This is a genomic window from Paraburkholderia ginsengiterrae, from assembly GCF_001645125.1.
GTDB lineage: Bacteria > Pseudomonadota > Gammaproteobacteria > Burkholderiales > Burkholderiaceae > Paraburkholderia > Paraburkholderia ginsengiterrae.
The window spans coordinates 1-16,875 of the sequence record NZ_LXKA01000371.1 but is presented as its reverse complement, the minus strand read 5'-3'; the positions used below and the strand labels follow the sequence as shown (position 1 = coordinate 16,875).

Below are 16,875 nucleotides of genomic sequence, written 5' to 3'. Positions count from 1 at the left end.
CGCTACGACGTGCATCGACACACTGGCTCCGCCACAGTGGCGCTTCACATCAGGTCGATGCAGGCACGGACCGGAGCGTCATCCAGGCGAAACCAGCTCCTTGCGGGTTCGGCTCACCTTCGTCAGTACCCGAAAACAGCAATGCAGCGTCCGTTGCTTGCAATGCGAATTGCATTTTGGACGGGCAAGCGGCCCAGGTGCAATGTTTCTGACCCACTGATATGCTCGCGCATGCGCGGGCATGTTGTCCGAGCGCGCTCAACGGCTCTCGACGGAGGTCGATGCATTTGCGGATTGGACCACACGAGGGTTCGTCTGCAGCGTCAGCTTGATCTCAGTCGGTCCCATAACTCATAAACAGCTTTCCACGCGGTCGTTGCAAGACGTCGGCGGCATCGCGGTTGTCCACCCACCGTCGAGTGGTTAGTCACTGGTATCGAACAACATGGCAACGGTCAAAACTGAAGACCTGGAACGATTTGCAACCGCGGAACGGGGCCCGACTCTCCTGGGTGAGCTTATTCGCCGGTTGATCTATTGCTGGGTGCCCAACCGGCTCGCGACGATCGGATTCCATTCTGGGACCGCGAATAATCTTCCTGGTTGGGACGGACATGTGCAACTGCGGGCGACGGAAGGTGAACCGGCGTTCAACGCGCTTTGGGAGTTAAGCACTCAAAACGCCACCCGAAGCAAGATCATCAGGGATGTGAAGAAATCCTTCCGCAGGGAGGTCCCGGACGGTTGGGACAAGAGCAGAACTGCATACGTTGCGGTGACATTGAGAAAGCTGCAGGACGTCAGAAAGCTGGAGAGGGAAATATCGAGCCTGCCAGGCAACACCTGGGGCAGGGTCTACGTCATCGATGCGCCGGCGTTGGCGCAATGGATCGAGAAGTGCCCCGCCGTTGAAGCCTGGTGTGCGGAACATCTCGAGATTGGTACCGGCGTGTACGGCGTATCGCTGGAAACTTTCTGGCGGAACTGGTCGACGCAGCACCGTCCCCCGATATCTACCGAACTCGTGACGGCAGGAAGACCCGTTAAGGCGATGGATGAGCGGTTCAGGCCAGAGAGAGGGCAGACGCTCACGTTGTTGACGGACTCGGCCGCGGAAACAGCCGGATATCTCTATGCATATCTCAAACAGCGAGGTGAAAGGGAAGGGGCTGAGAACGCGCTCAGTAATTCACTTGTCGTTTCGTCACTGGACGCCGCAAAGATTCTGGCGCTGCAACCTGTCGCGGACACACAACTTCCGGTCACAGTCCTTTTGCCGCCCGCCAACGAAGCAGCGTTTATTCTGGCTAACGCTGGACATTATGTTGTGAACGCTATTGGGTATGCTGTACCTAGCCACAAGCCTGTCGCTATCAGGCGTGCACTTCGAAGAGATTTTGCAGAAGCGCTCCAACAGTCGATGGGCATGGATGCTGAACGCGCTGAGCAGGAGGCACGAACGTGCGGCGCTAGCGTTTCTGTCTGGTCAGTCTGGAATCGGCATGAAGGCAATGCCCTCATGAACGTGCCGCAGTGGTGCGAGCCGGGGCACCTTGCAAGGACACTGCCTGCGGTTCTCGCGTCGGGGTGGGATGAGCGAGCAACGGAAGACAAGGAGATTCTTCAGACTCTGAGCGGTGTCGACTATCAGACATTTGTTCAGGAAATCGGCCTTCATATGCGGAGCGACCCACCCTTTCTGGAGCGCGTGGACAGCGTGCTCTCTGTGGTAGCGCCGACAGTAGCATTTGCACTCTCAGCGAAGCGCATACCGCAGCCTCTACTAAAGACGCTGGAGCAATGTATCGAGACTGTCTTCACGAAAATCGATCCGACGATCGTTCCTGCGTGGGACGGACCGCTCACGCTTCCGGCAGAGGTGATGGTGCAGGACCATTCCAGCTGGCTTCGAGATGGTTTGCTGGAAACCATACTGCGTATTTCTGCCTTCAAAGAGGTGCTGGACAACGAACACATCGCGTACGAGTATGGAGGTTGTCAGGCATTCGTCGACAGGGTCGTCGGGAAAATTGCGATGTTCCGCGATGAGCCGCGCTTTTTCGCCGCATTGTCATCCAATCTTCCGACGATGGCGGAGGCGGCGCCTATCCCTTTTGTTGAAGCCCTGGAGCAGGCCCTCCAGGGCTCGCCCGTAACATTGCAGCCGTTATTCGAGGACAAAGGCTTCTTTGGGCCAGTATTACATACGGGACTTCTATCCGCACTTGAATGCCTCGCGTGGGAGCCAACGTATCTCACCCGCATCGCTATCCTGCTTGCGCGTCTCGTGGAGTACGAGGGTGACGGCAGGATCGTGAACAGACCATCAAACAGCCTCCGTTCTATCTTCCTGGCGTGGAGTCCTAGCACTAGTGCGACGCTATCCCAGCGGCTGGACGTCCTGAACAGACTTGCAGAAACGTTCCCGACAGTAGCGTGGCGACTAGCACTGGCTATCCTGCCGCGAGCCTCGGACACTAGCTTCCCCACGCAGGAGCCGGTGTGGAAAGACTTTGGACGGTCTACTCGCGCGCCGTTGACCGAAGAACATAGGCGGGAAGCGTTTCTGGCCTATATCAGTTTTGCACTTTCCTTGAGTGATTCCGCTCCCGAGCGTCAGCTGATCCTCATTGACCACTATCCGATGTTTTCTTCGGAACATCGCGCGATGCTGCGGGCGCAATTGACGACTACAGCGAGAGCACCGAATCTCGCTCCGTCTACAAGGGAAGGCATCCTGGAGGGGATTCGGCAGCTGGTTGCCAGACATCGCAGATTTTCCAACGCAGTTTGGGCGATGCCGGCTGTCGAAACCGACGCGCTGGAGGCAGTGGGCCGGGAATTCCGGGGTTCTACGGTAGTGGAAGAAGTCAGGTGGCTTTTCGACGAATTTCTTCCGGACCTGGCGGATGTCGAATCGGACATCAATGCGGCTTCGGAGAAGGTAAAGGCATTGCGCGACCAGGCATTTCTCAAAGTACTGGAAAGCGGTGTCGACGCGGTGGACGACTTGTTCTGCAAGGCACGCCACCCTTATCTCGTCGCGCAGCAGGCGGCCGAGAGCATACAGGATACTGACGGGATCTTTGCCTTGCTCGACCGGTGGTTTGGGCGACTCTCCTCTCGAGACGAACGAGGCGTACCGGTCCTTTGTGCGACGCGCTTTGCTCTCGCGGGTGACGACTGGATGAGGCAGCTTTCAGACGCGACGGTCTCGCGTGGGTGGCCCGAATGGTCTCTCGGACTTTGTCTGGCGGACATGGCGGACAGCCGGACGCTAATAGACAGTCTGAAGGGCAAGCCACCTTCAGCGGCATCGCGTTATTGGGCGACGCGAAGTCAATACCTTCGTTCTACTGATAAACCACTCAATGATGAGATCGCCGTCGCGCTTGTTGCTCACGGGCGGGCAGCCGAGTTGGTTAACCAGAGCATGAAGATGTTGAGTACCGGAATCGCGATCGAGGTTATGAACGCAGCGCTGAGTCAACTGGCTGAAAAACGGGAATCGATTCCGATGCTGGGGTACAACGTCAAAGAGACAATTAGCTGGTTGCGCAAGCAAAACGACGTATCGCAGGAAGCGCTCGACAGCATGGAGTTGCGTTGCCTTCCTCTGCTTCTTGCTGAATTGGGGGAAGGAGAGCAGTTGTCGTTTCATCGGACCATGGCTCAGAAGCCTCATGAGTTTATCGCTGTAATTTGCGCCGCGTATGCACCTGCGAACCCGGCGGACGAGCATGCCGACAAGGACTCACCCGACCCTTTGGAGCAGGCGAATGCCACTATTGCCTGGCGCGTCCTTCGTACCTGGCGCACCCCTCCCGGCCTGAACGCGACGGGTGAGATGCAGATGCCGTTGTTGATGGAGTGGATAACCCAAGCTCGCTCACTTGCTGAGCAGTCGGACAGAGCGGCCGTTGCTGACCAGTATATCGGAGCCGTCCTATTACACAGCCCGCCTGAGCGCGATGGCCGCTGGCCAGGCGATGTGGTGGCCGATGCTCTCGAAAAACTCGGTTCGCGCCAGATTGAAGATGGTCTGGCTATGGAGGTCGTCAATAGCCGAGGCGTTACCACACGGGGAGTGCTTGATGGCGGCGCACTCGAGGAACAGCTTTCCGGAGAATGGCTGCTTCGGGCGCAGGCGCTTCCCGAGCGTTGGCAAAGGGCCAAGCAACTGTGTCGAAAGATCGCTGCGGCGTGGCGACAGATGGCCAGTGAGTTCGACGTTGAGGCAGCGAAGAGGCGGTTGATGTCGTGATCTTTGTGACCGCGGCACCGAAAGCTGCCTTGAGGCCGATGGATACCGCGAGAATATGAGGTCGCCCTGATCACTGTGGGCCATCGGCACTGGCGCACACGATTCGCTCCGGTATTGGCGACTGGTGGGTGCGGCATAGCGGCAGTAGTGCCACTATGCTCTGCGGGTCGGCACCGTGCGAGATTTCACTCAAGATTTGTTTCGAGTTGCCGATATGCTGTCGTAATCCTGCAAAGCGGCAAGACGATTCGCGCGATCATTTCGACGTGCTGTGTTGCCGCGTGAATGCGGCGACAATAAGAGGTTGACTACGCGTTTGCATGAGTGACTCGTTGCGCGTTGCACGGCCCGGCTACCAGCCGGCGGTTTGTGCGCATTGGGTGGAAGAGCGGTTAACTATCGGGATCACGACGTCTGGCAATCGTGACCACGCGGATTTACGCATGCGCGCCTGCACGCAACGATCACCGCGGCCGGCATGCGTTCTTCGAGAGCGGATCGGACTGTCGTAGTCGAAGTGGAATTTGAGAGAAAAGCCAATTGAAAATCTATAACAAGGGCCGTGGCATCCACGATCGCGAGATACACGGTATAAACCGACTGCAGACTGACCTGCCCAGTGGGTGGATGGCGTTCACCAACCTGGAGCTTGCGCTACCCTATGGCGGTCGTGAAATCGACGTAATACTCGTGATCGAAGATCGAGTACTCGCGGTAGACCTGAAAGATTGGCACGGCAAGATTACGAGTTCGGGGGGAGCATGGAGCGTAAACGGAAACCCTCGCGAGGGTGGATCTCCCGTCGAGAAGATCCTTTCGAACTCCCGGGAACTGTATCTGATGCTGCAGCGCTATCTGAAGACGCCCGCGGCACGAGCGAAACTGAACGGAGTCACAACGTGTCCCAAAGTCGACGGCTGTGTGGTGTTGACGGGAACAAACGACCGTTCCGGAATAGCCCCAACGGAAATTAACCGCGTATTTTGTCTCGATGCTTTCATCAAGGCGCTTCAAGACCCGAAGCAACGGGTTGCGATGCTTGCTGGGGTTCCTGCTGTATTCCATTCAAAGGATCTGACGACTGACCCGTGGCGGAACCTGTGGCAGCAGTTTTTTAACGTGAAAGAGGGATACTTCAAGCCATCAAGTCGTCGATACGGGAGCTTTCAGGCTTTGTCGGATGCCCACACGTTCGAACATCCAAAGCAGATTTATCGTGAATACGACGTCGCGGATAACGCGGCCGGCGGGGCAACAGGACTATTGCGACGCTGGGACTTTACGAAGGCGGAGACACGATTCCAGAACGAGGACGGTCGCCGTGAGATTGCGGGACGCGAACGCGAAATCATCGCTTGGCTTAACGATCGAAATGCTGAATTTGAAACCTCGATTCTCCAGCCTCGCACCGACGATGATGAAAAAGGCATCGAATATTGGGAAGTCTTCGACCGTCGAAAGAGGTTGCAGCGCCTTCTGGATCTGAGTCGCAACCAGATTCTCGAGTTCACGCGCGAAACGCGGATCGAACTTGTCCGCCAGATCGTACACAGGGCCGCGTTGATGCACCGTCTTAACGCATCACACCTTGACATCGGCGCGCACAGCGTCTGGATAGAACCACCGTCCCTTGTTCGACTGTCGCATCTGATGTCCGCGAGCTTTCAAGACGTTAAATCCCTCGGCAGTCACCGCTATCAGTTTCTTTCCACGGTGAGACTCCCGGAAGACGCGTTCGGAGTCGACGTCGACTCCCGAACGAAAGACGTTTTTCTGCTGGGGTGTGTTGCTCATCGATTGCTCTTTGCCTTTCCTCCTGCAGCGACCGCTGACGATCCTCCCGAATGGGACGCGTCGGTGGACAAGGATGACGCATTCGGTACCCTGCACAATTGGTTTGAGCGTTCGCTCGCGTGGTCTGCCGACGATCGATACGCCGACGCGTCCGCAATGCTCGAGGCGCTCAATCTAGCTCTAGAATCCAAACCATCAGCTGCCGAGGTTCTGAAAGGACTCGAGCGATTCCGCACGATGTCGTCACAACTGAAGCTCGTGAGTGAGTATCCCGTCGTCAAAGAGATCAGAGACGACGCGAATATTGCGATGTGGCGAAGCGCTTCTGAAGGGAAGCAGGTCCTTGTAAAAATGTGGAAGCGCGAAGGGTGGGGCGACCAGACCCGCGAGGCGCCAAGGTTGCTGGGGTTCCTTGAGCAGGCGGAAAGCATGATCATCGAGCGCCCTCCGGGAATCGCGGGAATTCAGCGAGCCATTTGGCTGGGTGATGCAGTTGTGCTGATTCAGGATTTTATCGATAGTCCAAATCTCGCCCAATCCTTGTCAACCTCCGATCTTCCATGGATGGATGCTCAGTTTGGTCTTGCCTTCCTGCGCTCGTTCATTGCTACAGTGGTGTCCCTCCACGATAAGAAAATCGCCCACGGTGACATTAAACCTGAGAACATTCTCGTTATCGCTGAAGAATCGCCGCAGCCACTTCTCGTGGATATTCTTGATTTTGTCCATGTCGATGACGGAGAGAAAATGTCGCGGGCGTATGCCCCAGCGACAGGGGGCCGCTTCGAGCGAGACTGCTACGCCGCAACATGTATTGTCGAGGAAATTGTCGCCCGAGCAAACTTAGCAGCCGGCGGATTGGAGAGGCTTAATGAAGCCATTCTGAAAATCCGCACCGAGTCGCCGAAGAATGGAACATTACTGCCTCTTGCAGAGGCCCTCGATTTCATTCTTGACACCACCACCGACAACGCTGTCCGTGAGATTACCCTGCGCGTTTGCGTAACTGATACACGTCCATTCCTCTCGGACGAGGGATTTCTGGCGTTCCGGATTACGCCTGGGGGAAGGCAGTTACGTGTTCGCGGGGCAGTCGAACAACTGATCTTTCAGCTGGACGGTCGGAGGCAAGCCCTTTCCGTACGCCGCGAACCCATTGACCAGAAACAGATCACGAGTATTGCGCGATGGGAATTCGCCGCAATCGCGGCGGAGCTGACGCTTGTAGCTGCCGATCGAGACGATTTCAGCGATCTCGAGAATGTCCTATCCGACAAGGATATCGCGGAAGCATGGGATGCGGCTTACGCACTGGCGCTCAATACTGAGGCCGACCGTCAGGCATCCACCGGAGACGACGTCAGCGAAGACGTCGAACCCCCGTCCGAAGTTTCAGCTGACGAGCTTGAAGAGAAGATTTCGTCTCAGTCCGGGTCAGGACAACTCGACGTCCAGGCGCTTTGGCGTCACCTGATCGATTCGGAAGCCGAATTTGTCATCGAGGGTGAGGCGACCGGTGCGAGCGCATATAAGCCTCAGACGCAACGACACATTATTCCGTTCGATCTGGAGTCCGGGACGTTTGACTTCGGCCGGGAAGACACAGTTACAGTCAGCCGATTGGACAAAGGCGGTCGATGGACGCGCATCGGCCAGCTTGACCTGACCACGTCTACGGCGGACCAGCTTGAGATTGATGTCCGCAAGTGGGGCGGAAAAACCGGGGAAGGGTTAGTAGCCGACGGGCAGCGCTTGAGGTTCGAAAGTCACTTTGAGATCACGAGTCGCTCGCGGCGGCGGGACGCCACTATGCGATTGCTTTCCCGCGAGGCACGGTACCCCGACCTTATTGACGTCTTCGATGGCAGAAGCGCGGACTCGGTTGCCAGACGGCCCGTGGCGGCCGAACCATCTGACCTGGCCGAGCGATACGGGCTGAATAAGGTCCAGGCAGAAGCGCTCTCGAACCTCCTTGAGACGCGGCCGGTCGGTTTGCTCCAGGGGCCACCTGGAACTGGAAAGACGCGATTCATAGGAGCGTTGGTGCATTTCGCGCTCACCCATGGGTTGGCTCGCAACGTGCTCGTGGCCAGCCAGTCACACGAGGCAGTGAATGGTGCAGCCGAAGCGGTAGTTAAACTTTTTCATGAGGCGGGAGAAACGCCAAGTCTGCTAAGAGTAGGGCATGAAAGTAACGTTTCGGAACGGTTGATGGCTTATCACACAGGAAAGGTTGAAAGTCTTTTCAAGGATCGATTTCGGGCAGATCAGTCGGTACGTCTTCGTTTGGCAGGAAGCGTACTCGGAATTCCGGATGAACTCCTTGAGCAACTGATCATTATCGAGACACTCATACGTCCAGTCGTTGAGCGTCTGGAGCAAATCCAGGGTGAATCGTCGGGCTCGTCTGCAGATCCGCGCGAATCCGGCCTGCGTCAAACACTCGAATTGTTGGTCGAGAAACTCTCGCATCCGTTCGACATCAAGGACATCGTCACAGCGGACGACCTCGATGATGTGGCGCTCGATATCGCAAGCCAAGCTGGATTTACAAACGCAGCAAAGCTGGAACATTTCAGGGATATAGCGAATCTCGCGCGCGATTTTGTCGGCAGCGTGTCGACTCGCGAGAGAACGTTCGAGACATTTCTTGCCGGCACCAGGCAAATTGTCGTCGGTACATGTGTCGGATTGGGGCGATCCTCGCTTGGATTGACGTCCACTTCCTTTGACCTGGTCGTCGTGGACGAGGCCGCGCGATGCACCGCAAGCGAATTGGCAGTCCCGTTGCAGGCCGGGCGTTGGATCGTCCTCGTCGGAGATCATTGCCAGCTGGAACCGACACATCGTCCAGAGGTGGTAAAGCATGTAGCAAAGAAAATCACAACCACCGAACGTCAGGTTGTCATGAGCGACTTTGAACGAGTTTTTGGTTCAGGGTACGGAACAGCGGCAGGTGAAACACTCACCGAACAGTACCGTATGCTGTCGCCGATCGGGAGCATCGCCTCGGAAGCATTCTACGGCGGTGCGTTAACGCACGGCAGAACCGATCCCATTATTCCAAGGGAGTGTCTTCCGGCTACACTCGATAAGCCGCTAGCGTGGCTCACGACTGATAAATTTGGTGAACTTGGTCATCAAAATGAACCAGACAGTCGAAAATACGCCATCAACAATCCAATTGAAGCGGAGCTGATCGTTGATCTTGTTAAGGAGTGGGATCAACACACCAAGTTTCGCGAATGGATTGAGACACAGACCGAGCACGCGCATGCTATCGGTATTATCTGCACCTATCGCGCGCAGTGTGAACTGATTCGTCAAAAGCTCCGCAGTGCGTTTATAAGCGACGGCATGCGTTCGACAATCAAAATTGACACCGTTGACAGCTATCAGGGTAAAGAGAACCCGGTCGTCATCCTTTCGTTGGTACGAAATAACTGCGACGGGAGAGTGGAAGCTGGAACGAACACTATTCTCGAGGGTTTTATGTCGCGCCCCAACAGGTTGAATGTCGCCGTCAGCCGTGCGATGGATCGGCTGGTGTTAGTTGGTGCTATGCGAGGCTGGCGATCCACCGGTCCCATGGGGAAAGTTCGCAAGGAATTCAAAACGCAGATGGACCGAGGCGATGCGCGGGAAATCGACGGGGTTGAGTACAGAGGGCTGAGAGAGACGGACGCTATTCAGCGTTCCACGGCGTCATCAGGACGATCGCGTAGGCCTGTGAAGGGGGCCGCGTAATGACACAGACAAATCGCCCAATACTCAAGCTACCGTCCCGTGCTACTGGTTCAATTGACGAACAGGTAATCGTCCTGGACTCGATCGATGTGCTGCTTCCGTGCCGTCGCTTTACTGTGTCGTACAAGGTATCTGAGCGTGGTTCGATATCACCAACAAGTGAGTTCCTGCTTCGTCTGCTACACGCGGCGGATGGCATTCTGGAAGCCGATATAGCCAGCTTTTTCGGTTTCAACCAACGGGAATTGTCTTTCGTGCTCGAAGAGGTTACGTCGCGGGACTACGTCTCCCGCTCAGACGGACAAGCGTGGCTCACGCCTTCTGGACAAAGTCTCTTTCTCGAAGATCAGCAGTCGCCGGCAATTTACGCAGTCGAAAAGCGGACTGAGAGCGTGTCGTTCGATCTGCTTTCTTTGTGTCCGGTTGAACTTCGCGGACTTAGCGTGTTCGCCATGAAGCTTGATGAGCTTCCGGTTTTGGACGTCGAGGTAGTCGCAAACGCGAGGCAACGTGTGCCCAAAGCGTTCCGGACGCACTTTTCCGAGCTGTTCCTGTCATCGGACCGGAAACTCGCCAGCAAAAAGCCAACCCTCTATTCAATCGATCATGTGGTTGCCGGAGACCGATTTTCGACGATTGTTCCAATCACCGTCACCGCTTCGACTGGCCGACCTCATGCAGCTGAAGCCGACCTGTCTAACTGGCGAGAGGCTCAGCAACTCGAGGATCGTTATACCGTGGTGGAGTCCGTCACCGCGTTCATGGAGACGCTGAAAGTCAGCAAGCGAGCGGACGATATTCAGGGTTATCAGCTACTGACGACATGGGCGCCGGATTTTCTTCGGGAGTTCATGCGTCGCGACGGGCTCGCGGTCGAACGGTATTTCCACACGGCGGCGGCTCGGGCAGGGGAGCTACGTTCCGATCGCCCAACGGTTCCCTTGCTGGGAACGCTATTTACTTCGACAAACAATGAGCGTCTGCACAGTGCAGTCAGATATGCACTTGAAAGGTGCGCAGGCAAACCACCAATTCCGGAAATCCAATGGATAGTTCCGGAAGTACGTTGGGGTCATACAAGGGCTCTTCCTGCCACACTGAACAGCATTGCGCATCTGCTGTTGCCGCAGCCTTTGGGAGACGCCGAAGCTCAACAGGTCGGTGCGACTGCGATAAGTCGCAAGCCGCTGCCGCGCTACCTCGTAGAAGCTTTTGATCACCATCAGTTCCTCGCCGAACAAGCCTCAATTGCACCGTCCGTCGAGGTTTTTTTAGTTCCGGGTCTGGTTGCCGCAGTGCTGGTGCACGCACCGATTAAGGCGAACAATGGGATACCTGTGCCGCTCGGTTTCCTCTCATTCGACGCCTCGGTTGTGCAGCGCGTTATGGAGGATCTTGCAAAAAGTGTGGCCCATGAGATGCGCGCGGGCCAATAAGGTAGTGTTCGTTCTAGGAGTGTGGTGTCTGGCGAACTTTGCGCATCAACCAGTCGGGAAATTTGGGCTCTAGCAGGCCGTTGAAATACACCTCACTAGCGCGAGGAATCCATTTCCAAAGAACCGCCGCGTCGGTTTGGTCCGTGTCGAATTGATACTGAGCATCCTTAATTCAGGTGGAACCAACGCCGTCTCAACGCTGCTTTGCGCGTCAACGCTGCTCTGGCTGCGAGCGTACGCATGCGCGTGAGGTTGTAGGCCGCCTGAGTCAGGAGGAACAACTGCTCGACCCGCTCGCAGCCGCGATTCATCGCCTGACGAATCCGGCCGATCGTCCTGCCCCAGCCGAAGACCTGCTCGATGCGTTTGCGTTTGCGTTGGCTGATGGCGTAGCAGCTAGCGTGTCGTGCGACCGTCAATCGCCGAGCCGCCCGCGCGGCCGTCATTTTGGGCCACATGCGACCTCACACGGTTGGCGTGGCAACTCGCCATGAAGCCCGCCGTGTCGTAGTTCTTGTCGGACACAACCGCAATGGGGGGCTGGCAGCTCGCGCTGCGTCGGCGAGCATTTCTGCCGCAACTTCACGTTCGGCCGTACCGCTGGCCTGCGTCACCTGAGCGATCACCATCAGACCATGCCGGTTATCCGTGAGCAGATGCCCGATGTAGCAAAGCAGCGCACCGGTACGCCGACTCTTGCGAAACAGGTTCGCCTGGCTGTCCGTGCTCGATTCGTGCACTCGAAGTCGCACCAGCTTGAATCTTTGAGCGGCGGTTGCGCACAGTCAACGGACTCTCCTCAACTATGCATATTACGCAATCACCAATGCTGACAAATCTTGGCTCAAGTTTTTCAAATCGCGTCCGATAATACAAGTCGGACGTCGTATGCACTGGTTGAAATGCTAGTACTGCAATCTGTGAGAACCAAGCGAACATTAGACACCTTTATTAGATAAAACGCTCCTCAAGTGTCGCGTATCTGTCCTGCTAGGCCATTCGGTCTGAGTATGATCGAGTGATCATAACCGCCAACGCTCACCTTTTCGTAAGGCTCGGACGTTGGGAATTCATCGTCCCCCTTCATAGATTAATTGAACAGCTATGAGTCACCGTCAAGACCTCAATACTCTTAAGCGGCGTCAAACCGACATGGGAGACAACACCGAAGACGTCCCTTTGGCGAACCTGTCCGTTGAAGTGGAATTGGCGAGAAGCACAAAGTCCGCGTGCTATTTCCGTGATCTGGAAAGCCCATTGATTCGGCATATCCAAAGTGCAGATGCAGTCGTCGGATGTGTTGCGTGGCTCACGAGCTTACGCGTGTTGAATGCGCTAGCGTCGAAACAGGCGGCATCGGTCATCGTCCAAAAAGAGGATTTTCTGCGGCCGGACCTCGATCCCTTGCCCGCGGATTGGAAAACTGAACTGCACGCCTACTATGAAGCTCTATCTCCCATCCGTGCGCCTGGTCATTGGGGGGCAGGCTGGCTGGAGACACGAACGACTGAGGATCCTGTCGGCCATGGGCATCCATTGCACGATGTCGGAATCCGATGTATCGGTCATCGGAGGGGGACGGAATCAGCAATGCCTCGCATGCACCACAAGTTCTTCGTTTTTTTGCGAGCGAAAGACGAGACAGATCCCGAAGTTGTTGAGGGAGCTTGGCCATATCAGCCATATGCAGTCTGGACCGGCTCTTACAACGTAACCAAGAACGGAAAAGCGTCATTGGAAAACGCGCTTTTCATCGAAGACGCCACTCTCGCGGAAGCATACTGCGCCGAGTGGGCACAATTAATAGAAGTATCAGAACAGTTGGATTGGAGAAGCGAATATGCTGCACCGGAGATCGACTATAACACTGGTGCATGTATCAGCTGACGCATAAACTTCTGTTTCGGCGGTTCGCTGAGACTCGCTTGGCTGTGCGGCGATTCTAGACTTTCCCCTCCATCGAACAGTGAAGTCTGCGAATCGCCGTTTAGGCATACACGCATCGATCGACCGTTCAATGGTAAGCGGCCGGACAAGCCATCTTGAAGTCCGGTAAAGCACCTGGGAGTATCGTGTCCACCTAAACGAATAAGCGGACACGTGAACACTGTCGTCGAAGAAGGAATTCCTTCCGAACGTCGCCGCTGGCGACGTCGCAGCGTCCATGCCACCGAGGACAGGGATGAGCAGATTAAATCAGAAAAACACGATTAAGGCTCATTGGTCTTCCTGGCATCGTAGCCACCGTCATACAGGCTATCAAATGTGTGAAAGAGACGTGTATTCACCCGCTCAATCCAGTTTATCGTACCTTTTAAATTATCATCGGACAGGTCGACACGCTGGAGCCATAGCTGGAAAGGCTTAATTGTAAAATTGATGATCGGTGTCACGTATCTGATGTCAGCGGGATGGTAGTCGGTGAAGGCGGAGAAAGTGCCGTCTTCGTTGCGCACCAATCCCCAATCCATAGACTCATTCCAAGAGCCGTGGATTGATTCAGACATCATTCCATAAGTGGCCGGATAGAGATCATCATGCTCAATTTCGGCGAAAATGTCCCGGAAGCTTTTGCCCTGAAGCCGCCATTTATTTTTCTTCTGTTCCGCAAAATCATCCTTGGTCAGGCCTTCAAAATCCATCTTGTCTTTGACGGCAGCGAGCAAGCGCTTCCCCGCCTTCGTGTCGAAGAAGGCCGATCCATTCTCCATTTCCCTGAGAACCCTAAGCCGATCCTTGTAAGAGCACTTGCGGTAGTCGGCGATCGCGGCGTCGTCGTTTAGCATCAGATAGCTGGCGATCGTCGTCGCTTCGATGAGAGGGCGCTCGAAGATCGCGATAACTTCCGCGTTATCCTGCTCGTGATACTTCACGCATTCCTTGAGAAGCTTGCAGATGCGGACGAGGAGCCCGAGGATAGGCGCGTCATCGATCGAATATCCGGTTGGATTACGCTCGACGTTGCGCATCCGCGTGAGCACATCATAAATATCTGCGACGTCCTTGAAGAATTGGACCGAGAATATGTGCAGCCCTTCAAGAGAGCTAAAATGCTTCTCGATATAAGGTGGCTGATATTTTTCGGTAATCTGGGTGAGTTCGATCATGTCGCAGCCTATTATCTGACAGCCACCTTGAACACTCGGCCTGACTGAATAAGTTTAGGACGAGCCAAGTGGGTGTAGGAGCCGCGCCGTAAAATGCCTTAGTGGGCAGAGCGGCTCCTTCAGTACCCCAGCCATCATCATGGCCACGGTGACCAGCGTGGCGATCGACCCGGCGACACCGGCCACCAGGGCTGACAGCGCGACGAAGGCTTCCCTGTCCTGGACACGCAGAAATAGACACCGAGCAACGCTCATCATTTCGCGCTCCTTCTATTGGCTGGCAAGTCGCATCTTCGACGAAGCTGGCAGTATTACAGCGCACGGGTGTCAAATACAAGCTCATCTTCCCACACCGAAGTCTCATCCGGGCGTGGAGACCAGGAAAAGCACGCGTGCTGACAACCTTGCGCATCTCTATAGACGTACCATTTTATTGAGCTTCCGGGCTCCCGGTGACTCCTCAGTGCCATGACTTCAGACAGGAATGGGAACTCGTTACGATGGCCATCGGCAAGGCTCAAATGGAACACGCGACAGCGCTCCGATCCCATCTCCGTCACGAGCTCAATTAGCTCTTCGGGCGAAGATACCAGCACACTTCGAATTGCCTGATCCTGATTGTCAGCTCCCCAGAGGAGGTCAACAAAAAAGACTGGTGACTCGGCGGAAATGCCAACGCATCGCCACGAACGGTGGGGGGCGGAAAGTTTCTGTTTTGCCGGATTTGACTCGGCCCACTGGGCATGGGTCAACAACATCTTGAACTCACAAAAATTCGAATTGTAGATTATATCCCGTGGACCACAGGTCTCGACATAGTCACGCTTCGATAAATGAAGCAACGCGACTATGAGACGCTACGACAGCATCTCGCGATCAACATTAAAACGTTCCGGCGAGACCGTGCGCTCTCCCAGGAGGGCCTGAGCCTAGAGGCTGACGTCGATCGAACCTACGTGAGTCAGATTGAGCGGTCTGTTGGAAATCCCTCACTGCTGATTCTTGCCGCCCTTGCCCATGCTCTTGGGAGAGACGTCGGCGAGCTACTGTCACCTCCACCACCACGACGACAACGGGGGACGTGAACGGTATACCCATGACTCACGCCCACTTTTCACTGTGAAAAGTGGGCAGCGGGCAGCTCAATCTTCTCAACGTGTGAACTGCTGCTCTGGCTGTGGCGCATCGTTTGAGGATCGCAGCGTGAAGCTGCTCAGCTTGATTTCGCGCAACTGGGAGAAGTCGGCCTGGCGATAACCTGCGGATGTCAGCATGGACTCGTGACCAAGCAGTTCCCGCGATCAGCAGCGGGATCTTTCATCAATTTCGAGCGTTTTGCCCGAGAGATGTCTTAGCCAGTGAGCCGAGGTGCAGTCGAGAACCAGACGCGCAGCGTGTCGCTCGCGGGCATCGCAGAGGCCATCTCCAGAGATCCGGCCTTGACCTTCCAGTAGAGCCCCGATGCATCCAGACCGGGCGACGCTCTCCTCGGATCACAGGGCAGCCACTTTGTCCGGCGACGGCGTTGCCGGGAGTCCACATGGGACACGATCCCGTTCAGGAAAATCGTGCAGATGACGGTTTGACCATGACGCGCGAGGCATCTCGGGAGACCGCGGGATATCGCCTCGGGCCGATCCTCTGATCAGGGTTGGCACAGCTCCAATCGTGAAAAGCCTAACCAAGCACGGTGCGTGGCATCTGCGGTCGCGTGGGCGGCAACGGTGATAACGGGTGAGATGGAAGCCGATTTAAAAGCGCCCGCCTGCGTAGCAGGCGGGCGCGGGACGGCCATTCGCTTGAACATTGCACGAAATGCAATATTTCACTTTATGCGGTTGGGCATTTCATTTTATGCGGTCGATATTTCATTTTATGGTGCACCCCACAGCACGTGGCGGCCGCACTCATCCGCACTCACCCGCACGCGCCCACTTCCCCGCACGCCGTGCAAAAGTCGCAACCGTCCTTGCGAATCACCGCGTTCGCCCCGCACGATCCGCATTTGCGACCGAGCATCGTATGCAGTCCTTGCGAGCCGCCATGCAGCATCGACGCGGCGGCGTCCGCTTCGGCCGGGTGCGGGCGAAGCCCGAAATCCGCCGACAACGCCGTCTCGGCCTTCATCTGTCCACGCGGCAAGCGCGCCAGCATGCGCGAGGGCACCTGATTGCCTTCTGCATCGAGGAAACCGCGCCGGTGCAGGATCTGCTGGATCGCAAAGGCGAGGGCGGCCACTTCCGAATCGTGCCAGCGCGGCGTGCGATGCCCGTCGAGACGCTGCACTTCGCCAAGGCGGACCTGCCCGCGATCCCACGAGACTTTGCGCATGTCCTGCAAGTTGCGCGCGACAAAACCGCCGCGCGCCGCCAGCGACAGCGAACGCATGGTCGCCGTGATCCATTGCTGCGATTCGTCGCGCTGCCCGGTGGGAATGAAGAATTCGATAGGCCGCTCGATGGTGACGTCTTCGCCGCCGAGCCGCCCCGTGACCTCGATAAACGACGCCGCCACGTAAAGCGATTTC

At 56.1% G+C, this 16,875-nt stretch carries 7 protein-coding genes and 2 pseudogenes; 5 read left to right on the top strand and 4 right to left on the bottom strand.

What is annotated here, in order from left to right:
• The first annotated feature begins 445 nt into the window (after positions 1–445).
• The 3 genes from A6V37_RS34765 to A6V37_RS34755 all read left to right on the top strand — a co-directional run bounded on the left by A6V37_RS34765 (position 446) and on the right by A6V37_RS34755 (position 11,241).
• Positions 446–4,264, top strand: coding sequence for a hypothetical protein (locus A6V37_RS34765; RefSeq protein WP_064271964.1), 3,819 nt, complete (start codon positions 446–448; stop codon positions 4,262–4,264).
• Positions 4,265–4,804: 540 nt separating this feature from the next.
• Positions 4,805–9,805 (top strand): AAA domain-containing protein, encoded by a 5,001-nt coding sequence (locus tag A6V37_RS34760; protein WP_064271965.1) that lies wholly within the window; start codon positions 4,805–4,807, stop codon positions 9,803–9,805.
• Positions 9,805–11,241, top strand: coding sequence for a hypothetical protein (locus A6V37_RS34755; protein WP_064271966.1), 1,437 nt, complete (start codon positions 9,805–9,807; stop codon positions 11,239–11,241). Before A6V37_RS34760 ends, A6V37_RS34755 begins: the two co-directional genes overlap by 1 nt.
• A 167-nt stretch (positions 11,242–11,408) precedes the next feature.
• Here A6V37_RS34755 and A6V37_RS43355 read toward each other — a convergent pair.
• A pseudogene (locus tag A6V37_RS43355) lies at positions 11,409–11,978 on the bottom strand (transposase); the annotation flags it as partial.
• Between the two features lie 367 nt (positions 11,979–12,345).
• Between A6V37_RS43355 and A6V37_RS34745 the strand changes: the two are divergent.
• The gene (locus tag A6V37_RS34745) at positions 12,346–13,128 is read left to right on the top strand and encodes a phospholipase D-like domain-containing protein (protein WP_064271967.1); all 783 of its coding nucleotides are present in this window, start codon (positions 12,346–12,348) and stop codon (positions 13,126–13,128) included.
• Between the two features lie 323 nt (positions 13,129–13,451).
• Here the strand turns inward: A6V37_RS34745 and A6V37_RS34740 are convergent, their stop codons facing one another.
• Both A6V37_RS34740 and A6V37_RS34735 read right to left on the bottom strand, forming a co-directional pair.
• Complete coding sequence (locus tag A6V37_RS34740) at positions 13,452–14,348, bottom strand: DUF5677 domain-containing protein (protein WP_064271968.1); 897 nt, start codon at positions 14,346–14,348, stop codon at positions 13,452–13,454.
• A 54-nt stretch (positions 14,349–14,402) separates the two neighbouring features.
• A complete protein-coding gene (locus tag A6V37_RS34735; RefSeq protein WP_064271969.1) occupies positions 14,403–14,606 on the bottom strand; it encodes a hypothetical protein in 204 nt (67 codons plus the stop codon).
• Between the two features lie 575 nt (positions 14,607–15,181).
• Between A6V37_RS34735 and A6V37_RS39705 the strand changes: the two genes are divergently transcribed.
• Entirely contained in the window at positions 15,182–15,433 is a 252-nt protein-coding gene (locus tag A6V37_RS39705; RefSeq protein ID WP_075643606.1) for a helix-turn-helix domain-containing protein, read from the top strand.
• An 832-nt stretch (positions 15,434–16,265) separates the two neighbouring features.
• Here A6V37_RS39705 and A6V37_RS34730 read toward each other — a convergent pair.
• A pseudogene (locus A6V37_RS34730) lies at positions 16,266–16,875 on the bottom strand (adenosylcobalamin-dependent ribonucleoside-diphosphate reductase); the annotation flags it as partial.